General features: G+C 72.4%; 19 protein-coding genes. 7 read left to right on the top strand and 12 right to left on the bottom strand.

Going from position 1 to position 20,318, the window contains the following annotated elements; translation table 11 throughout:
* Window positions 1–68 precede the first annotated feature (68 nt).
* The 3 genes from BLW57_RS15705 to deoC are packed head-to-tail and all read right to left on the bottom strand — an operon-like array spanning window position 69 to window position 3,347.
* Complete coding sequence (locus tag BLW57_RS15705; protein WP_093475221.1) at window positions 69–953, bottom strand: aldehyde dehydrogenase family protein; 885 nt, start codon at window positions 951–953, stop codon at window positions 69–71.
* Window positions 946–2,382: an aldehyde dehydrogenase family protein gene (locus tag BLW57_RS15700; RefSeq protein WP_093475219.1), complete on the bottom strand. Its 1,437-nt coding sequence runs from the start codon at window positions 2,380–2,382 to the stop codon at window positions 946–948. Before BLW57_RS15700 ends, BLW57_RS15705 begins: the two co-directional genes overlap by 8 nt.
* Window positions 2,383–2,387: 5 nt before the next feature.
* Window positions 2,388–3,347 (bottom strand): deoxyribose-phosphate aldolase, encoded by a 960-nt coding sequence (gene deoC, locus BLW57_RS15695; protein WP_093475218.1) that lies wholly within the window; start codon window positions 3,345–3,347, stop codon window positions 2,388–2,390.
* A 136-nt stretch (window positions 3,348–3,483) separates the two neighbouring features.
* Here deoC and BLW57_RS15690 point away from each other — a divergent pair, with 136 nt between their 5' ends.
* A complete protein-coding gene (locus BLW57_RS15690) occupies window positions 3,484–4,182 on the top strand; it encodes a PH domain-containing protein (protein WP_093475217.1) in 699 nt (232 codons plus the stop codon).
* 393 nt (window positions 4,183–4,575) lie between these two features.
* Here BLW57_RS15690 and BLW57_RS15685 read toward each other — a convergent pair whose 3' ends face one another.
* The 3 genes from BLW57_RS15685 to BLW57_RS15675 all read right to left on the bottom strand — a co-directional run bounded on the left by BLW57_RS15685 (window position 4,576) and on the right by BLW57_RS15675 (window position 7,985).
* Entirely contained in the window at window positions 4,576–6,222 is a 1,647-nt protein-coding gene (locus BLW57_RS15685; RefSeq protein WP_093475215.1) for a phospho-sugar mutase, read from the bottom strand.
* A 376-nt stretch (window positions 6,223–6,598) separates the two neighbouring features.
* On the bottom strand, window positions 6,599–7,423 hold the full coding sequence (locus BLW57_RS15680) for a purine-nucleoside phosphorylase (protein ID WP_093475214.1): 825 nt from the start codon (window positions 7,421–7,423) through the stop codon (window positions 6,599–6,601).
* A gap of 124 nt (window positions 7,424–7,547) precedes the next feature.
* A complete protein-coding gene (locus BLW57_RS15675; RefSeq protein ID WP_073888999.1) occupies window positions 7,548–7,985 on the bottom strand; it encodes a gamma-glutamylcyclotransferase family protein in 438 nt (145 codons plus the stop codon).
* 96 nt (window positions 7,986–8,081) lie between these two features.
* On the opposite strand from BLW57_RS15675, the gene BLW57_RS15670 reads away from it, so the two are divergent.
* Together BLW57_RS15670 and BLW57_RS15665 are read left to right on the top strand one after the other, a co-directional pair.
* A complete protein-coding gene (locus BLW57_RS15670) occupies window positions 8,082–9,530 on the top strand; it encodes an NAD(P)H-quinone dehydrogenase (protein ID WP_093475212.1) in 1,449 nt (482 codons plus the stop codon).
* Between the two features lie 188 nt (window positions 9,531–9,718).
* Window positions 9,719–10,630, top strand: a complete 912-nt coding sequence (locus BLW57_RS15665; RefSeq protein ID WP_256339494.1) for a DeoR/GlpR family DNA-binding transcription regulator — start codon at window positions 9,719–9,721, stop codon at window positions 10,628–10,630.
* 206 nt (window positions 10,631–10,836) lie between these two features.
* On the opposite strand, the gene BLW57_RS15660 is transcribed toward BLW57_RS15665, so the two are convergent.
* Window positions 10,837–12,609, bottom strand: coding sequence for an acetyl/propionyl/methylcrotonyl-CoA carboxylase subunit alpha (locus BLW57_RS15660; RefSeq protein WP_093475209.1), 1,773 nt, complete (start codon window positions 12,607–12,609; stop codon window positions 10,837–10,839).
* Window positions 12,610–12,988: 379 nt separating this feature from the next.
* On the opposite strand from BLW57_RS15660, the gene BLW57_RS15655 reads away from it, so the two are divergent.
* On the top strand, window positions 12,989–13,558 hold the full coding sequence (locus BLW57_RS15655) for a hypothetical protein (RefSeq protein ID WP_256339493.1): 570 nt from the start codon (window positions 12,989–12,991) through the stop codon (window positions 13,556–13,558).
* Here BLW57_RS15655 and BLW57_RS15650 read toward each other — a convergent pair.
* From BLW57_RS15650 to BLW57_RS15635, 4 genes are all read right to left on the bottom strand, one after another.
* Entirely contained in the window at window positions 13,530–14,147 is a 618-nt protein-coding gene (locus BLW57_RS15650) for a Maf family protein (protein WP_073889005.1), read from the bottom strand. The two genes, BLW57_RS15655 and BLW57_RS15650, sit on opposite strands and share 29 nt — an antisense overlap.
* 32 nt (window positions 14,148–14,179) lie before the next feature.
* Window positions 14,180–14,308 (bottom strand): morphogenic membrane protein MmpB, encoded by a 129-nt coding sequence (mmpB, locus tag BLW57_RS42315; RefSeq protein ID WP_093475206.1) that lies wholly within the window; start codon window positions 14,306–14,308, stop codon window positions 14,180–14,182.
* A gap of 70 nt (window positions 14,309–14,378) precedes the next feature.
* Window positions 14,379–14,588 carry an acyl-CoA carboxylase epsilon subunit gene (locus tag BLW57_RS15640; protein ID WP_093475204.1) on the bottom strand — a complete coding sequence of 70 codons (210 nt, stop codon included), beginning with the start codon at window positions 14,586–14,588 and terminating at the stop codon, window positions 14,379–14,381.
* A gap of 26 nt (window positions 14,589–14,614) precedes the next feature.
* Window positions 14,615–16,228, bottom strand: a complete 1,614-nt coding sequence (locus BLW57_RS15635; RefSeq protein ID WP_093475202.1) for an acyl-CoA carboxylase subunit beta — start codon at window positions 16,226–16,228, stop codon at window positions 14,615–14,617.
* A gap of 110 nt (window positions 16,229–16,338) precedes the next feature.
* Between BLW57_RS15635 and BLW57_RS15630 the strand changes: the two genes are divergently transcribed.
* Both BLW57_RS15630 and BLW57_RS15625 read left to right on the top strand, forming a co-directional pair.
* Window positions 16,339–17,199, top strand: coding sequence for a biotin--[acetyl-CoA-carboxylase] ligase (locus BLW57_RS15630; protein WP_093475200.1), 861 nt, complete (start codon window positions 16,339–16,341; stop codon window positions 17,197–17,199).
* Window positions 17,200–17,420: 221 nt separating this feature from the next.
* Complete coding sequence (locus BLW57_RS15625) at window positions 17,421–18,569, top strand: adenylate/guanylate cyclase domain-containing protein (RefSeq protein ID WP_093475199.1); 1,149 nt, start codon at window positions 17,421–17,423, stop codon at window positions 18,567–18,569.
* Window positions 18,570–18,653: 84 nt separating this feature from the next.
* On the opposite strand, the gene BLW57_RS15620 is transcribed toward BLW57_RS15625, so the two are convergent.
* Entirely contained in the window at window positions 18,654–19,283 is a 630-nt protein-coding gene (locus BLW57_RS15620) for a hypothetical protein (RefSeq protein ID WP_256339492.1), read from the bottom strand.
* A gap of 191 nt (window positions 19,284–19,474) precedes the next feature.
* Between BLW57_RS15620 and BLW57_RS15615 the strand changes: the two genes are divergently transcribed.
* Window positions 19,475–20,269, top strand: coding sequence for an enoyl-CoA hydratase/isomerase family protein (locus BLW57_RS15615; RefSeq protein WP_093475197.1), 795 nt, complete (start codon window positions 19,475–19,477; stop codon window positions 20,267–20,269).
* Window positions 20,270–20,318: the final 49 nt, after the last annotated feature.

Raw genomic sequence — 20,318 nt, 5'->3', positions numbered from 1 at the left:
ACCCGCACCCGGCCGGACCCGCGGTTCCCCGCACGGATCCCGTGGATCCCCGTGTCGCGTGGTCCGCGTCAGTAGGCGGACCCCGAGGCGCCCAGCGACCCCGTCGGGTGCCAGACCGTCTTGGTCTCCAGGAATGCCGTCATCCGGTCGGTGCCCGGCGTCGCGAAATGATCCACAGGCTGTGGACGCAGGACGCGCTTCAGGTTGTCCGCAGCCGCGATCTCCAGCTCCTTCGCCAGCACCTCGTCGGCGCCCGCGAGGTCGATCGCGTTGACGTCCTGGTGCGCGGCCAGCGGCGCCGCGATCTCCGCCGTACGGCCGGACAGGACGTTGACGACACCGCCCGGGACGTCGGAGGTGGCCAGCACCTCGCCCAGGGACAGGGCGGGCAGCGGCGCCTTCTCGGACGCCACGACGACCGCCGTGTTGCCGGTGGCGATCACCGGGGCCACCACCGACACCAGGCCCAGGAAGGACGACTCCTGCGGCGCGAGCACGGCGACCACGCCGGTCGGCTCGGGGGACGACAGGTTGAAGTACGGGCCGGCGACCGGGTTGGCCCCGCCGATCACCTGGGCGATCTTGTCGGTCCAGCCCGCGTACCAGACCCAGCGGTCGATCGCGGCGTCCACGACCCCGGCCGCCTTCGACTTGGACAGCCCCTCCGCGTCGGCCACTTCGCGCACGAACTGCTCGCGGCGGCCCTCCAGCATCTCGGCGACGCGGTAGAGGACCTGGCCGCGGTTGTAGGCGGTCGCGCCGGCCCAGCCGCCGAACGCCTTGCGCGCGGCGACCACCGCGTCACGGGCGTCCTTGCGGGAGGACTGGGGAGCGTTGGCCAGCCACTTGCCCTTGGGGTCGGTCACCTCGTACACCCGGCCGCTCTCGGAACGCGGGAACTTCCCGCCGACGTACAGCTTGTAGGTCTTGAAGACAGTGAGCCGATCAGACATCGAGGTACGCCTCCAGGCCGTGGCGGCCGCCCTCGCGGCCGAAGCCCGACTCCTTGTAGCCGCCGAACGGCGACGTCGGGTCGAACTTGTTGAACGTGTTGGACCAGACGACACCGGCGCGCAGCTTGTTCGCGACGGCCAGGATCCGGGAGCCCTTCTCGGTCCAGATGCCCGCCGACAGGCCGTACTGCGTGTTGTTCGCCTTGGCGACCGCCTCGTCGGGCGTGCGGAAGGTGAGCACCGACAGCACCGGGCCGAAGATCTCGTCACGGGCGATGGTGTGGGCCTGGGTGACGTTCGTGAACAGCGTCGGCGCGAACCAGTAACCCGCCGACGGCAGTTCGCAGGCCGGGGACCAGCGCTCGGCGCCCTCCGCCTCGCCCTGCTCGGTGAGCGCGGTGATACGGGCCAGCTGCTCGGCGGAGTTGATCGCGCCGATGTCGGTGTTCTTGTCCAGCGGGTCGCCGAGGCGCAGGGTGGACAGCCGGCGCTTGAGGGAGTCCAGCAGCTCGTCCTGGATCGACTCCTGGACGAGGAGGCGGGAGCCCGCGCAGCAGACCTGGCCCTGGTTGAAGAAGATGCCGGTCACGATGCCCTCGACGGCCTGGTCGATCGGGGCGTCGTCGAAGACGATGTTGGCGCCCTTGCCGCCCAGCTCCAGGGTGAGCTTCTTCCTCGTGCCCGCGACCGTGCGGGCGATCTCCTTGCCGACGGCCGTGGAGCCGGTGAAGGCGACCTTGTTCACGTCCGGGTGCGCGACGAGCGCGGCACCCGCGTCGCCGTAGCCCGGGAGGATGTTGACGACGCCCTTGGGCAGGCCCGCCTGGCGGCAGATGTCCGCGAAGAAGAGCGCGGACAGGGGGGTGGTCTCCGCCGGCTTCAGCACGACCGTGTTGCCGGTCGCGAGGGCCGGGGCGATCTTCCACGCCAGCATGAGCAGCGGGAAGTTCCACGGGATGACCTGGCCGGCCACGCCCAGCGGCCTCGGGTCCGCGCCGAAACCGGCGTGGTCGAGCTTGTCGGCCCATCCCGCGTAGTAGAAGAAGTGCGCGGCGACCAGCGGGAGGTCCGCGTCCCGGGTCTCCTTGATCGGCTTGCCGTTGTCCAGGGTTTCCAGGACGGCCAGCTCGCGGCTGCGCTCCTGGATGATCCGGGCGATGCGGAAGAGGTACTTGGCCCGCTCGGAACCGGGCAGCGCCGACCACTTCTCGAACGCCTTGCGGGCGGCCCTGACCGCCCGGTCGACGTCCTCGGGACCGGCCTGCGCGACCTCGGAGAGGACCTCCTCGGTCGACGGGCTGACCGTCTTGAAGACCTTGCCGTCGGCCGCCTCGGCGAACTCGCCGTCGATGAACAGGCCGTAGGAAGGGGCGATGTCGACGACCGAACGGGACTCGGGCGCCGGTGCGTAGTCGAATACGGAAGCCATCGTGATCAGTCCACCGTCACGTAGTCGGGGCCGGAGTAGCGGCCGGTGGCCAGCTTCTGGCGCTGCATCAGCAGGTCGTTCAGGAGCGAGGAGGCGCCGAAGCGGAACCAGTGGTTGTCCAGCCAGTCCGCGCCCGCGGTCTCGTTGACCAGGACCAGGAACTTGATGGCGTCCTTGCTGGTGCGGATGCCGCCGGCAGGCTTCACGCCGATCTGGACGCCGGTCTGGGCGCGGAAGTCGCGCACCGCCTCCAGCATCAGCAGCGTGTTCGCCGGGGTCGCGTTGACGGCGACCTTGCCGGTGGAGGTCTTGATGAAGTCCGCGCCGGCCAGCATGCCCAGCCAGGACGCGCGGCGGATGTTGTCGTACGTCGACAGCTCGCCGGTCTCGAAGATGACCTTCAGGCGGGCGCTGCTGCCGCAGGCCTCCTTCACGGCGACGATCTCGTCGTACACCTTCAGGTACTTGCCGGCGAGGAACGCGCCCCGGTCGATGACCATGTCGATCTCGTCGGCGCCGGCGGCGACCGCGTCACGGACGTCGGCCAGCTTCACGTCGAGGGCGGCGCGGCCGGCCGGGAACGCGGTGGCCACCGAGGCGACCTTCACGCCGGAGCCGGCGACGGCCTCCTTGGCGGTGGCCACCATGTCGGGGTAGACGCAGACCGCGGCCGTGGCCGGGGCCGTACGGTCCGTGGGGTCGGGATGGACGGCCTTGGCGCCGAGCGCCCGGACCTTGCCCGGGGTGTCCGCGCCTTCCAGCGTCGTCAGGTCGACCATCGAGATGGCGAGGTCGATGGCGTACGCCTTCGCGGTGGTCTTGATGGAACGGGTGCCGAGGGACGCGGCGCGCGCCTCCAGGCCGACCGCGTCGACGCCGGGCAGCCCGTGCAGGAAGCGGCGCAGCGTGCTGTCGGACGCGGTGACGTCGGCGAGAGCGTGAGCTGTGGGTGCGGTAGTGGGCATGGTCACCAGACGAGCATATCTACGCGCGTAGCAGCTGTACAGCCCCGGTGCTCATCACGCGCTGGAAGATCACGGATGAGCGCCGGTCCCGGGGCGTGTGGGAGCAGCCGCGGCGGTGTCGTGCAGAATCGGGGCCATGACCCCGGACCACCCGTCACCCGCGTCACAGCCTCCGGCCCCCGCCGCCAAGGACCGGATCTACCGCTCGCCCATGGCGCTCGTGGGCGGGGTGCTGCTGCTCGTCGTCGTCTGCTGGCTGGGCTTCGACGCGCTGTTCAAGGGCCACGGCCGCGTCCCGTGGCTGGCGCTCGCCGGCCTGATCCTCGTCGTCCCGCTGGTCGCGGCCTTCACGCTGCGCCCCGCCGTCTTCGTGAACGACGACCGGCTGCGCATCCGCAACCCGCTGCGGGTGATCTCCCTGCCCTGGGGCCAGGTCTCCGGCCTGCGCTCCGGCTTCTCCAACGAGGTCGTCACCAAGTCCGGCGCGAAGTACCAGCTGTGGGCGATCCCCGTCTCGCTGCGGGCCCGCAAGAAGGCGGCGCGCCGCCAGCAGCGGGCGGCGGCGGACGCGGCCCGGGGTACGACGCCGGGCCGGGTCGGCGGCGGCCTCTCGCCGAGCGGTCTCGGCTTCGGCGGCTTCGGCCTGCGCGGCGCGGAGACCGGCCCGACCCGGTCCGAGACCGACCAGGTCATGGACGACCTGTGCGAGACGCTGGAACGCCGCGCGGAGGAGGAGACGGCCCAGGGCGAGACGGCGGTCCGCTGGGCGTACGAGGTGCTCGCCCCGGCGCTGGCCGGCGCCATCCTGCTGATCATCCTGCTGACGACGGGCTGACACGGCGGCCGGCGCCGGCCGGCGAGGTCGTGGGCCCGGGTCGGGTGACGGGACGCCCGGGCGGTGAGTCGAGCGCGGGTGTCCGGGGGAGCCGACGGGGACTGGGCGGCTGCCCAGGAGCGGCGTCCACGGCCGTGTGAGCCCCTCGGGCTCCGGAGCGTGAGCATGGGCCGGGGCGGCCGAGCCGGGTGCGTCCGGCCGCCGAGCCGACCCGGGAGGACGGGAGACGGGCCGCCCGTCTCCCTGTCCCGAGCCGTGCCCCCGGGGTGCCGGGCTCGCCGGCGGCGGCGACGTACCGAACCCGCCCCTGGGCCCGCGGGCGACTCGCGCTCGGCCGTCCCGTGGACGTGCCCTCGGGGTGCCCCGTGCGGGACAGGGGCACCCCGGTGGGTGTCAGATGCCGGCCGCGGCCGACAGGTCGCGCTTGACGGCGGCCAGCAGCTCGGTGGCGCGGGCCCGGGCGGCCGGGAGGTCGGCACGGGCCGCGACCGGCACGACGACCTCCAGGTAGCACTTCAGCTTCGGCTCGGTGCCGCTCGGCCGGACGATGACCCGGGCGCCGTCGAGCGTGTAGCGCAGGCCGTCCGTGGGCGGCAGCGTCTCCGTGCCCCGGGTCAGGTCCTCGGCACGGGTGATGGCAAGGCCGGCGAGCCCGGTCGGCGGCTGCTCCCGCAGACGGCTCATCGCGTCGGCGATGACCGAGAGGTCCTGGACGCGGACCGACAGCTGGTCGGTGGCGTGCAGACCGTGCTCCACGGCGAGGTCGTCGAGCAGGTCGAGGAGGGTGCGGCCCTCCTCCTTCAGCCCGGACGCCAGCTCCGTGATCAGCAGCGCGGCGGTGATGCCGTCCTTGTCGCGCACGCCCTCCGGGTCCACGCAGTAGCCGAGGGCCTCCTCGTAGCCGTAGCGCAGACCGTCCACGCGGGCGATCCACTTGAAGCCGGTCAGGGTCTCCTCGAACGGCAGCCCCGCCTTCCCGGCGATCCGCCCGAGCAGCGAGGAGGAGACGATCGACTCCGCGAAGGTGCCGCTCACCCCGCGGCGGACCAGGTGCGCGGCGAGCAGGGCGCCGACCTCGTCGCCGCGCAGCATCCGCCAGTCGCCGCCGTCCTTCACGGCCACCGCGCAGCGGTCCGCGTCGGGGTCGTTGGCGATGATCAGGTCCGGGTCGGTGGCACGGGCCCGCGCGAACGCGAGGTCCATCGCGCCCGGCTCCTCCGGGTTGGGGAAGGCCACCGTCGGGAAGTCGGGGTCCGGGTCGGCCTGCTCGGCCACCAGCACCGGCTCGGGGAAACCGGCGCGGGCGAAGGCGGCCAGCAGGACGTCCCTGCCGACGCCGTGCATCGCCGTGTAGACCGTGCGGGCGGTGCGCGGGGAGCCCGCCGCCAGGACGGCGTCCGTACGGGCCAGATAGGCGCCCAGGACCGAGTCGTCCAGGATCTCCCAGCCGGCCTCCGGGCGCGGTACGTCGTTCAGGGAGACGATCGCGTCGATCTCGGCGGCGATCCCCGCGTCGGCGGGCGGCACGATCTGGGAGCCGTCGCCGAGGTACACCTTGTAGCCGTTGTCCCGGGGCGGGTTGTGGCTGGCGGTGACCTCCACGCCGGCCACCGCGCCCAGGTGCCTGATCGCGAACGCCAGCACCGGCGTCGGGAGGGGCCGCGGGAGTACGGCCGCACGCAGCCCGGCGCCGGTCATCACGGCGGCGGTGTCGCGGGCGAAGTCGGCGGACTTGTGGCGGGCGTCGTAGCCGATGACGACGAGGCCGGCGGTGCCGTCCCCGTGCGGCGTCCCGTTCTTCTTCAGGTACGCGGCGAGGCCGGCGGCGGCGCGGATGACGACGCCGCGGTTCATGCGCATCGGGCCGGCGCCGAGCTCCCCGCGCAGGCCGGCGGTGCCGAACTGGAGCGTGCCGGAGAAGCGGGACGACAGTTCGGTCACGTCCCCGGCGTCGATCAGCTTGGCGAGTTCGTCACGGGTCTCCGTGTCGGGGTCCTCGGCGAGCCATGTCCTGGCCCGGGCGATCAGATCGTCGTGCACCTTGGGATCAACCTCTCCTGTGTCTGCCTGGTCCGGCCGGGGACTCGGCCCCCGAACCCCCGTCCAACGCCGATGGCGTTACGTGTGCCCGCCCCGGCACGTTCCGCGCCGCCGCGCCCGGCCCGCGGAGGCTCGCGCGTCCGGCCGGGGCACCGCGGTCCGGGACATCCGGTGAACGCCGACCGCGGTCCGGGCCCGTTCCGCACGGTTACCGGCAGCGCACCGGACCCCGGCCGGGCGGGCGGCGGCACCACGCCCCCGAACCGACCGCGGCACCGCACCCGGCTCGTCGTGACGCGCGTACCGCGTCCCGTTCGCCACCGTGCCCGTCCCGCGCCCGGTCCGGCGCGCCGTGCGTGTCTCGAGCGTGTGCCGCCTAGATCCTGCCGAGCACCTGGGTCAGCAGCTGGCCCATGCGCGCCGCCGAGTCGCGGCCCGCCTGGAGGACCTCCTCGTGGTTGAGGGGCTCGCCCGTCATGCCCGCGGCCAGGTTGGTGACCAGCGAGATGCCCAGGATCTCGGCGCCGGCCTCGCGGGCGGCGATGGCCTCCAGGACCGTCGACATGCCCACCAGGTCCGCGCCGATGACACGGGCCATGCGGATCTCGGCCGGGGTCTCGTAGTGCGGGCCGGGGAACTGCGCGTAGACGCCCTCCTCCAGGGAGGGGTCGATCTCCTTGCACAGGGCGCGCAGGCGCGGCGAGTACAGGTCCGTCAGGTCGACGAAGTTCGCGCCGACGATCGGCGACGTCGCCGTCAGGTTGATGTGGTCGCTGATCAGCACCGGCTGGCCGGGGCGCATGCCCTCGCGCAGGCCGCCGCAGCCGTTGGTGAGGACCACGGTCTTGCAGCCGGCCGCGACGGCGGTGCGCACACCGTGGGAGACGGCGGCGACGCCACGGCCCTCGTAGTAGTGCGTACGGCCCAGGAAGACCAGCGCGCGCTTGTCACCGAAGGAGTACGAGCGGATCTTGCCGCCGTGCCCCTCGACGGCCGGCGGCGGGAAGCCGGGCAGCTCGGTGACCTGGAACTCGGCGTCGGGGGCGCCCAGTGCGTCGACGGCCGGGGCCCAGCCGGAGCCCATCACGAGGGCGACGTCGTGGGTCTCGGCGCCGGTCAGTTCGCGCAGGCGCGCGGCGGCGGCGTCGGCGGCGGCGTAGGGGTCGCCCTGGATGTCGTCCGGAAGAAGAGATGCGTTCACGCCGACGAGGGTAGCCGGTCTGCGCCTACGCGCGTAGATGACAATGCCCACGTAATGGAGATCGTTGTCTTGTCGTTTTCCACAAGGGGTGGGCAAAAGTGCAGCAAAACCGCGCTTCGGCCGTTCAGCAGGGGCGCTTGCGGAGCTCCATCACATAGTCGTGCGGTGCCCCGGCGGACTCGGCGGCGTCGGCGACCTCACCGAGGTACCGCGCCGAGGGCAGACCGCCCTCGTAGCCGTTGAGCACGTACGTCCAGGCCGACTCCTCGCCGTCCAGGGTGTGCACGCGCACGCGGGTGCGCCGGTAGATGCCGAGGCCCACGCCCTCCCACCGGTCCAGCGACTCCTCGTCCATGGGCGCGAGGTCGTAGAGGCCGACGAAGACCTGGGCCAGCGGGTCCTCCACGATCGTCGCCAGCGCGCCCTCCCAGCCCAGCTGCTCGCCGCCGAAGGTCAGCCGCCACTCGCTCAGCCAGCCGGTGGCGCGCAGCGGCGAGTGCGGGGCGCGGCGGGACATCAGCCGGGCGTCGAGGTTGCCGGCGTACGCGGCATAGAGCGACATGGGGAGAGCGTACGTCAGGGGAAACGCGGGCCACTCGTGTCCCTCGGGAACCCCGGGTACGCCCCCGGGCAGTAGCACCTTGAAGCGTGCGGGACAATGGAGTACGTGACTCGGATCGTGATCATCGGTGGCGGACCCGGCGGATACGAGGCGGCCCTGGTGGCCGCCCAGCTCGGCGCGGAGGTGACCGTCGTCGACTGCGACGGTCTGGGCGGGGCGTCGGTGCTGACCGACTGCGTACCGTCGAAGACCCTTATCGCTACGGCCGAGGTGATGACCACCTTCGACTCCTCGTACGAAGAGCTGGGCATCATCGTCGCCGACGACACCCCGCCGCTGGAGCAGGCGGCCCGGGTGGTCGGCGTGGACCTCGGGAAGGTCAACCGCCGGGTGAAGCGGCTGGCCCTCGCGCAGTCCCACGACATCACCGCCTCCGTCACCCGCGCCGGCGCCCGGGTCATGCGCGGCCGCGGCCGGCTGGACGGCATGCAGGGCCTCGACGGCTCGCGCAAGGTCGTCGTCACCGCCGCCGACGGCAACGAGGAGACCCTCACCGCCGACGCCGTCCTCATCGCCACCGGCGGTCATCCGCGCGAGCTGCCCGACGCGCAGCCCGACGGCGAGCGCATCCTCAACTGGACCCAGGTCTACGACCTCGACGAGCTGCCGGAAGAGCTGATCGTGGTCGGCTCCGGCGTGACCGGCGCCGAGTTCGCCGGTGCCTACCAGGCCCTCGGTTCGAAGGTCACGCTCGTCTCCTCCCGGGACCGGGTGCTGCCGGGTGAGGACCCGGACGCCGCCGCCGTCCTGGAGGACGTCTTCCGCCGCCGCGGCATGAACGTCATGGCCCGCTCCCGCGCGCAGTCCGCCAAGCGCGTCGGCGACCGGGTCGAGGTGACGCTGGCCGACGGTCGGGTCATCAGCGGCTCCCACTGCCTCATGGCCGTCGGTGCCATCCCCAACAGCGCGGGGCTCGGTCTGGAGGAGGCCGGCGTCAAGCTGCGCGAGTCGGGCCACATCTGGACCGACAAGGTGTCCAGGACGACCGCTCCCGGCGTGTACGCGGCCGGTGACGTGACCGGTGTCTTCGCCCTCGCGTCCGTCGCCGCGATGCAGGGACGTATCGCCATGTACCACTTCCTCGGCGACGCGGTGGCACCGCTGAACCTGAAGACGGTCTCCTCCAACGTCTTCACCGACCCCGAGATCGCCACCGTCGGCTACACGCAGGCGGACGTGGACGCGGGCAAGATCGACGCGCGGGTCGTCAAACTGCCCCTGCTGCGCAACCCGCGGGCCAAGATGCAGGGCATCCGGGACGGCTTCGTGAAGATCTTCTGCCGGCCGGGCACGGGCATCGTCGTCGGCGGTGTGGTCGTGGCGCCCCGTGCGTCGGAACTCATCCACCCGATCTCGATCGCCGTCGACAACAATCTGACGGTCGAACAGATCGCGAACGCGTTCACGGTGTACCCCTCCCTTTCGGGGTCGATCGCGGAGGTCGCCCGGCAGCTGCACACGCGCAAGGCGAGCGCGGAGGCCTGACCGTCACGCAACTTCCCGCTGGTCACGGGGAGTTGCGGCGTGTGCGGGCGGCATAGTCGGGGCGGATAGGTCCTATACCACTCCCCGCCCCACCATGCGAACAACTTCTGTTATTCGGCGCAAACTGCTGAAACCAGACGGTCGCTGGGGTTACTGTCAGTTTCGTGTTCGCTGCTGAACGTCGCCAATTGATTCTCGAAATGGTGCGAGCGAACGGTGCCGTGTCGCTCCGTGAACTCGCCCGCGTCGTCCAGACCTCCGAAGTGACCGTACGGCGGGACGTGCGGGCACTGGAGGCCGAAGGACTCCTCGACCGCCGGCACGGCGGTGCGGTACTGCCGGGCGGGTTCACGCGGGAGTCCGGCTTTCCGCAGAAGTCCCATCTCGCGACCGCGGAGAAGACGGCCATCGCCGATCTCGCCGCGGGCCTCGTCGAAGAGGGCGAGGCCATCGTCGTCGGAGCCGGGACGACCACGCAGGAGCTGGCCCGCCGCCTGGCGCGCGTGCCGGGTCTGACGGTCGTCACCAACTCCCTCCTGGTGGCCCAGGCGTTGGCCCATGCCAACCGGGTGGAGGTCGTGATGACCGGGGGCACCCTGCGCGGCTCCAACTACGCCCTCGTGGGCTCCGGCGCCGAGCAGTCCCTGCAGGGGCTGCGCGTGTCCAAGGCCTTCCTGTCCGGGAGCGGCCTGACGGCCGAGCGTGGTCTGTCCACGTCCAACATGCTCTCGGCGTCGGTGGACCGGGCCCTCGTCCAGGCCGCGGCGGAGGTCGTGGTCCTCGCCGACCACACCAAGCTCGGTACGGACACGATGTTCCAGACCGTGCCGACGGACCTCATCACCCGCCTGGTCACCGACGAGCCGCCGGCCCACGACGACCGCGCCGCCACCGAGTTGCAGGCCCTGGCCGACCAGGGGGTGCAGATCGCCGTGGCCGGGGCGACCGGAGCCCCGGGGGGTGAGCAAGGGCCTGCCGCACGCCAGCAGCGGGCCCTCCCCGGCCCCCGCCGGGGCCACGTCCCCCTCCGCTCCACCGCGGGCCTCGCGGACCCGGCCACAACCGACCGAGCCCGAGTCGCAGACCTCCGCCGCCGCTGACCCCTCCGGGGGGCCGGCAGCACCACGGGTATCGCGGATCCGCCTCCGCGGTGGGGCCGCGACCGCCGCCGGCCGGCCCTGGGAGCCTGCCGGCGCCCCGGCGGCCGCCTCACGGCCCGTCTGAGATCGCGCCGGTAACACGCAGCAATGCGAGAAGCCCGGAGGCTCCTGGGTGGGGCTCCGGGCTTCTCGGGGTGTGGGGTGGGTCAGTCCTTGATCTCGCAGATGGGGGCGCCGGAGGTGACCGAGGCGCCGACCTCGGCGGTCAGGCCCTTGATGGTGCCCGCCCGGTGGGCGTTGAGGGGCTGTTCCATCTTCATGGCCTCCAGGACGACGATCAGGTCGCCCTCCTTGACCTCCTGGCCCTCCTCGACCGCGATCTTCACGATCGTGCCCTGCATCGGCGAGGCGAGGGTGTCACCCGAGGCGACCGGGCCGGACTTCTTGGCGGCGCGGCGCTTGGGCTTGGCCCCGGCGGCCAGGCCGGTGCGGGCCAGGCTCATGCCGAGCGAGGAGGGCAGGGAGACCTCCAGGCGCTTGCCGCCGACCTCGACGACGACCGTCTCGCGGCCGTTGTCCTCGTCCGTCTCGGTGTCGGCGGGGGCGGCGAAGGGCTTGATGTCGTTGACGAACTCGGTCTCGATCCAGCGGGTGTGGACCGTGAACGGGTCGGTGGAGCCGGTCAGCTCGGGGGCGAAGGCGGGGTCGGTGACGACCGCGCGGTGGAAGGGGATGGCGGTGGCCATGCCCTCGACCCGGAACTCCTCCAGGGCGCGGGCGGCGCGCTGGAGGGCCTCGGCGCGGGTGCGGCCGGTGACGATCAGCTTGGCCAGCAGGGAGTCCCAGGCCGGGCCGATCACACTGCCCGCCTCCACGCCCGCGTCCAGCCGGACACCCGGACCGGAGGGCGCGTCGAAGGCGGTGACGGTGCCCGGAGCGGGCAGGAAGTTGCGGCCCGGGTCCTCGCCGTTGATGCGGAACTCGAAGGAGTGTCCGCGCAGGGCGGGGTCGTCGTAGCCGAGTTCCTCGCCGTCGGCGATGCGGAACATCTCGCGGACCAGGTCGATGCCGGCGACCTCCTCGGTCACCGGGTGCTCGACCTGCAGCCGGGTGTTGACCTCCAGGAAGGAGATCGTGCCGTCCTGCCCGACCAGGAACTCGCACGTGCCCGCGCCCTCGTAGTGGGCCTCCTTCAGGATGGCCTTCGAGGCGCGGTACAGCTCGGCGACCTGCTCCTCGGACAGGAACGGCGCCGGGGCCTCCTCGACCAGCTTCTGGTGGCGGCGCTGCAGCGAGCAGTCACGGGTGGAGACCACGACCACGTTGCCGTGCTTGTCGGCCAGGCACTGCGTCTCCACGTGCCGGGGACGGTCCAGGTAGCGCTCGACGAAGCACTCGCCCCGGCCGAACGCGGCGACCGCCTCACGGACCGCGGAGTCGTACAGCTCCGGCACCTCCTCGAGGGTCCGGGCGACCTTCAGACCACGGCCACCGCCACCGAACGCGGCCTTGATCGCGATCGGCAGGCCGTGCTCCTCGGCGAACGCCACGACCTCGTCCGCCCCGGAGACCGGGTCGGGAGTACCGGCGACCAGCGGGGCACCGGCCCGCTGCGCGATGTGCCGCGCGGCGACCTTGTCACCGAGGTCCCGGATGGCCTGCGGCGGCGGACCGATCCAGATCAGACCCGCGTCCAGCACGGCCTGGGCGAACTCGGCGTTCTCCGACAGAAAGCCGTAGCCGGGGTGGATCGCGTCCGCACCAGATTCGCGGGCCGCGTTCAGCACCTTCTCGATGTCCAGATAACTGGTCGCCGGAGTGTCACCGCCCAGGGCGAACGCCTCATCCGCGGCGCGGACATGCAGAGCGTCCCGGTCCGGCTCCGCGTAGACGGCCACGCTCGCGATCCCGGAGTCCCGACAGGCCCGGGCCACGCGGACAGCGATTTCGCCACGGTTGGCGATGAGCACCTTGCGCACGATTGAGGCTCCCTCCTTGAAACAAGCCGAGTTTAGGGACTGCCGACACGGCACTACGACCCGTCCCCAATGGTGAGCTTGCCCACACGGAGCGTGATGCGAGGCTCGCCCGACCCGCGAAAGTCCTTGTCGCACCTCGGTACGCAGGACTCCTCCGGAAAACCCTAGCTCTGTCATGTGGTCAAGGTCTCTGTGGTGGGGTGCTGCGGCCCACTCCGATTCTTTGTCGAGTCCCTACGAATGGCCCAATGATTCTTTGCTGCCGCACGGACCCTTGTCCCACGGTTTACCCGTTAGTAGCGTTTGCGATGGCTCGAACGTACCTGGGGTAACAGATGGCTGGCTGGGAAGTGGGTGGGGACCGGTGGTGCGCAGACCGGTGGCATGGCTCGTGGCGTTGGTCCTGCTGGCGGAGGGTTTCCTCGTCGCCGCGCTGAACTGGTTCCTCGGGGTGGTCGTCGACCGGCAGGACATGTCCCTGGCCGGCCTGGACCCGTCGACGATGGCCACGTCCTCGAAGGTCGGCGGCATCGTCTTCGGCCTCTACTTCGCCCTGTGCGCCCTGGTGGCGCTGCTGGTCGCGATCCGCAACCGCGCCCCGGCCGGGCTCGGGCGTGTCCTGCTGATCAGCGCGGCCGTGGTGCACGCCCTGCTGGGCGCGTTCGCCTGGGGCCTGGTGGGCTGGACGGCCTTCCTGACGATGGTCGTGGTGCTCGGACTCATCGTCCTGCTCCTGATGACCTACGACCGTGCCGAAGGCCCGGAACAGGCGGCCCCCGGCGACGGTGCCGGCGCCGACGGCGACCCGCAGGCCCGGGCCGAGCCGGCACCCCCGGCCGGCGCGCCGCAGCAGGTCCCGGAGCAGCGCGGCGCACCGCGGGACGGGGACGGGGAGCCGCGGGACTCCGTCCCCACCGAGGTCATCCCGCCGGCTCCCACAACTCGGTGATCCCGACCCCCAGTTCGGCGAGTAGCTTGCGCACCAGGGGCAGGCTGATGCCGATCACGTTGCCGTGGTCGCCGTCGATGCCCTCGATGAACGGGGCCGAACGGCCGTCCAGGGTGAACGCGCCGGCGACGTAGAGCGGCTCGCCGGAGGCCACGTACGCGGCGATCTCCGCGTCGGTCGGTTCGCCGAAGTGCACAACGGTGGAGGCGGTCGCGGAGACGTACCGCTTCGCCTCCGTGTCCCACACACAATGACCCGTCTGGAGTACTCCGGTGCGTCCGCGCATCGCCTTCCAGCGGGCGGTGGCCTCCTCGGCGTCGGCGGGCTTGCCGAGCGCCCGCCCGTCCAGCTCCAGCACCGAGTCGCAGCCGATCACCAGGGCGCCCTGCACCTCCGGCTTCGCCGCCACGACCGAGGCCTTCGCCTCGGACAGCGCGAGCGCCAGCTCGGCCGGGGTGGGAGCGGTGACGGCGTCCTCGTCGACCCCGCTCACGATCACCTCGGGCGCGAGGCCGGCCTGCCGGAGCAGGCCGAGCCGGGCGGGGGACTGGGAGGCGAGCACGAGTCGCCTGCGGCGCTTTGCAGTCATGCCGTCAGATTAGTCAGGGTGAGCCGCCCGGCTCACCTCAGACCGATGACGATCATGGCCAGGATCATGGCCAGCGCCATGAAGAGGCCGAGCCGCCGCAGCATCTGCTGCATGTCGCGCAGTTCTTTCGGCGGCTCGTCCTCGGGGTCTGACCACAGCATGCTCCCAGCGTGCGGCCCGGGCGGCCCGCGGCGCCTGAGTACTGCTACTCAGATCGGCCGGGCGGTTCGCCTAGCTCGGCCAGTACGTGCGGGTCCAGGACGCCGGGCCCGGGTTCGGGACGCGCCGGACCGCGATCCGCGACGGGTCGGACCACGCGTCCCTCGGGCCCTCCGCGCCGGACGGCTGGACCGCTGCCGCCGCGGCGCGGGCGCGGACCACCGCCAGAGCGGCGGCCAGCTCCTCCGGGGTCGGATTGCCTCGTACGACCTTGATCGTCATGACGGCTTCCTCTCGGTCGGACCGGGCTACAGCGGGATGTTGCCGTGCTTCTTCGGAGGCAGGGATTCCCGCTTCGTACGCAGCTGACGCAGACCGCGGACGATGTGGGCCCGCGTGTCGGACGGCATGATCACCGCGTCGATGTAGCCGCGCTCGGCCGCGATGTACGGGTTGAGCAGGTGGTCCTCGTACTCCTGGATCAGCCGGGCCCGCACCGCCTCGACGTCCTCGCCGTTCGCCTCCGCCTCCGCGATGGTGCGGCGGTGCAGGATGTTGACCGCGCCCTGGGCGCCCATGACCGCGATCTGCGCGGTGGGCCAGGCCAGGTTGATGTCGGCACCCAGGTGCTTGGAGCCCATGACGTCGTAGGCGCCGCCGAAGGCCTTGCGGGTGATGACGGTGATCAGCGGGACGGTGGCCTCGGCGTAGGCGTAGATCAGCTTGGCGCCGCGCCGGATGATGCCGTCGTGCTCCTGGTCGACGCCCGGGAGGAAGCCGGGGACGTCCACGAAGGTCAGCACCGGCACGTTGAAGGCGTCGCAGGTGCGCACGAAGCGGGCCGCCTTCTCGGACGCCTCGATGTCGAGACAGCCGGCGAACTGCATCGGCTGGTTGGCGACCACGCCGACCGGGTGGCCCTCGACCCGCCCGAAGCCGGTGACGATGTTCGGCGCGAACAGGGCCTGCGTCTCGAAGAACTCGGCGTCGTCCAGCACGTGTTCGACCACCGTGCGGATGTCGTACGGCTGGTTCGCGCTGTCCGGGACGAGGGTGTCCAGCTCGCGGTCCTCGTCGGTGACGCCGAGGTCGGCCTCCTCCGGGAAGACCGGGGCCTCGGAGAGGTTGTTGGACGGCAGGTACGACAGCAGCTGCTTGACGTACTCGATGGCGTCCTTCTCGTCGCCCGCCATGTGGTGGGCCACGCCGGAGGTGGCGTTGTGGGTGCGGGCGCCGCCCAGCTCCTCGAAGCCGACGTCCTCACCGGTGACGGTCTTGATGACGTCCGGGCCGGTGATGAACATGTGCGAGGTCTGGTCGACCATGACCGTGAAGTCGGTGATGGCCGGGGAGTAGACCGCGCCGCCGGCGCAGGGGCCCACGACCAGGCTGATCTGCGGGATCACGCCGGAGGCATGGGTGTTGCGGCGGAAGATCTCGCCGTAGGCCCCGAGGGAGGCGACGCCTTCCTGGATGCGGGCGCCACCGGAGTCGTTGATCCCGATGACCGGGCAGCCGGTCTTCAGCGCGAAGTCCATCACCTTGACGATCTTCTGGCCGTAGACCTCGCCGAGCGCGCCGCCGAAGACCGTGAAGTCCTGGGAGAACACGGCGACCGGCCGGCCGTCGACGGTGCCGTACCCGGTGACGACACCGTCGCCGTAGGGACGGTTGCTCTCCAGCCCGAAGTTGGTGGAGCGGTGCCGGGCGAACTCGTCCAGCTCCACGAAGGACCCCTCGTCCAGGAGGAGTTCGATCCGCTCACGGGCCGTCAGCTTGCCCTTCGCGTGCTGCTTCTCGACGGCACGTTCCGAGCCGGCGTGCGTCGCTTCGTGGATGCGGCGCTGGAGATCCGCGAGCTTTCCCGCGGTCGTGTGGATGTCGATCCCTTGGATCTCTTGACGCTCTTCCGGCTCGGACATCGGGATACGGCTCCCTGCCTGCTCAAAAGGGGGGACGGTTACTCATTCGTAGAGTAGTGGCGGCGCTACCGATCAGCAGTGCGTCGTTTGCCACACCTAGGGTGGCTTGCATGACGCCGCACAATGCATCAGACGACAGCCGCTGGTCCGATCTGGACCGCCCGCCCCTGAACGCCACGGCACTGCGGCGCGGGCTGATCAGGGAGGGCGGCCTGTACCGCGACATCGAGGTGGTGCAGCGGACCGGTTCCACCAACTCCGACCTCGCCGGACGGGCCGCCGGGGGCGACGTCGACGAGGGCGCGGTGCTGGTGGCGGAGGAGCAGACGGCCGGCCGGGGCCGGCTGGACCGCCGCTGGACGGCGCCGCCGCGCTCCGGCCTCTTCTTCTCCGTGCTGCTGAAGCCCACCGAGGTGCCGGTGGCCCGCTGGGGCTGGCTGCCGCTGCTGACCGGGGTGGCGGTGGCGACCGGGCTGTCCCGGGCCGCGGGCGTGGACACGGCACTCAAATGGCCGAACGACCTGCTGGTGACGGTGGGTGAGGAGGAGCGCAAGGCGGGCGGCATCCTCGCGGAGCGGGCCGGCGCGAACGGCATCGTGGTGGGCGTGGGCATCAACGTCTCCCTGCGGGCGGAGGAGCTGCCGGTCCCGCAGGCGGGGTCGCTGGCGCTGGCCGGGGCGCAGGGCACGGACCGGGACCCGCTGCTGCGGGCGGTGCTGCGGTCCCTGGAGGACTGGTACGGGCGCTGGCGGCGGGCCGGCGGCGATCCGTCGGCCAGCGGGTTGCAGGACGCCTACGCGGCGGGCTGCGCGACGCTCGGGCGGGCGGTGCGGGCGGAGCTGCCGGGGGACCGGTCGATCGTCGGCGAGGCGGTCGCGTTGGACGGCGACGGGCGCCTGGTCATCGCCACGGAGAACGGCGTCCAGGAACCGGTCGGCGCGGGCGACATCGTGCACCTGCGCCCGGCGTAGCCGCTGCGCTGCGCTTCGGCGGGGTCGACCGGGCGGTGGTGCAGCTCCTCAGGGGCGCGGGGAACCGCGCGAGCGGCCACGATGGAGCTGCAGGTGCGCACGGCGCTCGGCCACGGCCGGTACCTACCGCCGCCGAACCCGACGGAGTGAGCTGGCGCACACCTGCCGTAGAGTTGAGGCCGGTCGAAACCTGACCGCGGCAGATCGGAAGGGCAGCAGGCGTGACCGTCGACGACACGGGCTCCGGCGCGGGCGCGGACGGCCGGGTGGACCCTCCCCTCGATCGGGGGGACGACGCCCACGCCGCCGACACCGGCGAGGACCCGCTGGCCCTGCGTCTGGAACAGCTCATCCTGGGCGCCGAGCGCCGCTACACCCCCTTCCAGGCCGCCCGCAGCGCCGGCGTCTCCATGGAACTGGCCTCGCGCTTCTGGCGGGCCATGGGCTTCGCCGACATAGGCCAGGCCAGGGCCCTCACCGAGGCCGACGTACTCGCCCTGCGCCGCCTCGCCGGCCTCGTCGAGGCGGGACTGCTCAGCGAGGCCATGGCGGTGCAGGTGGCCCGGTCCACGGGACAGACCACCGCCCGGTTGGCGGAGTGGCAGATGGATTCCTTCCTGGAGGGCCTGACCGAGCCGCCCGAGCCCGGCATGACCCGCACCGAGGTGACGTACCCGATCGTCGAGCTGCTCCTGCCCGAGCTGGAGGAGTTCCTCGTCTACGTCTGGCGCCGCCAGCTCGCCGCCTCGGCCGGCCGGGTCGTGCAGTCGGCCGACGACGAGGAGATGGTCGACCGGCGGCTCGCCGTCGGCTTCGCCGACCTCGTCGGGTTCACCCGGCTGACCCGCCGCATGGAGGAGGAGGAACTCGGCGAACTCGTCGAGGCCTTCGAGACGACCGCCGCCGACCTGGTGGCCGCGCGCGGCGGCCGCCTCATCAAGACCCTCGGCGACGAGGTGCTGTACGCGGCGGACGACGCCGGTGTCGCCGCCGACATCGCGCTGCGCCTGGTCGAGACGCTGTCGAACGACGAGACGATGCCCGAGCTCCGGGTCGGCATGGCGTTCGGCACGGTGACCACGCGCATGGGCGACGTGTTCGGTACGACCGTGAACCTGGCCTCCCGGCTCACCTCGATAGCTCCGCGTGACGCCGTGCTGGTGGACAGCGCCTTCGCGGAGGAGCTGATCCGTTCCGGCGAGGCGCCCGCCTCGGAGGCGGAGGCGGCCGAGGCGGCGGCCGCCGCCGAGAAGGAGGGCGAGGAGCCGCCGGTGTACCGCTACGCGCTCCAGCCGATGTGGCAGCGCCCGGTGCGTGGCCTCGGCGTGGTCGAGCCGTGGCTGCTGAGCCGCCGCGACGAGCGGCCGTAGCCGCTCCGTCCGGCTCCGCCGGCCCGTTCCCCGCCGAACGCGCTCGTCCGCGGCGTCCCCCGGTTCGTTTCCCTGGTCGTCCCCCTAGTCGTTTCCCTGGTTCCGGTCGAGGACATCCACGCACAGGCTGATCACCGGCAGGCACAGCCCGCCCGGATCGGGGTCCGCCGTGCTGCGGCTCGGCGTCGGGGTGGGAGTCGGCGTGGGCGTCGTCGGAGCGGGGCGCGGGGCGGACGTCGTCGCCGAGGGCCGCGGTGTGCCGCCCGGGGCGGGCGGGGCCCCGGTCGGGACGGCGGTCGGCGCGGCGGTCTCGCCGTGCGGTGCCGCGGCGGTGGCGGAGGCGACGGCGGTGGGAGTTCCGGAGTCCGCGGGGGTGAGGCTCCTGCCGCCCATGGCGGAGGTCGCCGAGGGCAGTGCGGTGGGGTCGGCGGCGACGGCGGCGGCGGTCCGCGCCGCACCCTCCGTGGCACCGCCGCCGTGGTCGGGCCGGGGCTCGGCCTCCGCCGTGCCCGGGACGCCGACCCCCGACTCCGGGGCGACCCGCACCAGGCTCAGCACCCCCGCGGCCAGTGCCAGGCCGCCGGCGGCGAGGAGGACCTTCCGGGGGCGGGGCTTGCGATGACGGCCGCGGCGCGCGCCGGGCTCGGCGTCGGTGCCGGGCTCGCCCGGCTCGCTCTCCTGTGCTGCACGGGACAGTGCACGTATCGGTGTCATGGGGTTCCCTCCCGGCCGCGCGCCCCGGGGCGCGCCGTGGCGGACGCACGCTATGCGCTCCTGTGGGCGGTGTGGGGTGGGAAAGCACGCATGTCACTCGAACGGGCGTAGCCCCCTGGACTTCACGGGAGGGGGCGCGGCTGCGATGATCGGGCAGGCAGTCAGTTAACCTGCGTTAACCGGAGGGTGTCATGAGCGAGGAGCGGTTCGGGGAGTTCGTGCTGGTACGGCGGCACGGGCACGTCGCTGAGCTGGTACTGGACCGGCCCAAGGCGATGAACGCCGTCTCGACGGAGATGGCCCGCTCGATCGCGGCCGCGTGCACCGCGCTGGCGGCCGACCGGGACGCCCGCGTGGTCGTCCTGGCCTCCTCCCACGAGCGGGCGTTCTGCGTCGGCGCCGACCTGAAGGAGCGGAACTCGTTCACCGACGCCGACCTCGTCCGGCAGCGGCCGGTCGCGCGCGGCGCGTACACCGGGGTGCTGGAGCTGCCGATGCCGACGATCGCGGCGGTCCACGGCTTCGCGCTGGGCGGCGGTTTCGAACTCGCGCTGTCCTGCGATCTGATCGTGGCCGACCGTACGGCCGTCGTGGGGCTGCCGGAGGTGTCGGTGGGCGTGATCCCCGGCGGTGGCGGTACGCAGCTGCTGCCGCGCCGGGTGGGTGCGGCGCGGGCGGCCGAGCTGATCTTCTCGGCGCGGCGGCTGGAGGCGGCGGAGGCGGCCGGGCTGGGCTTGGTCGACCAGCTGGTGGACGAGGGCCGGGACCGCGAGGAGGCGCTGGCGCTGGGTGCCCGGATCGCCGCGAACTCGCCGGTGGGCCTGCGGGCCGCCAAGCGGGCGCTGCGGCTGGGCCACGGGCTGGACCTGCGGGCCGGGCTCGAGGTGGAGGACGCGGCGTGGCGCTCGGTGGCGTTCTCGGGCGACCGCGCGGAGGGCGTGGCGGCCTTCAACGAGAAGCGCACACCCCAGTGGCCGGGGGAGTAGACGAGTAGCGCGCGCTCCAGTGGCCGGAGGGGAACGGACCGGGCCCGCA

Source organism: Streptomyces sp. 1222.5 (genome assembly GCF_900105245.1).
GTDB lineage: Bacteria > Actinomycetota > Actinomycetes > Streptomycetales > Streptomycetaceae > Streptomyces > Streptomyces albidocamelliae.
The sequence above is the reverse complement of the archived record's forward strand: the minus strand, read 5'-3'. Positions and strand labels throughout refer to the sequence as shown.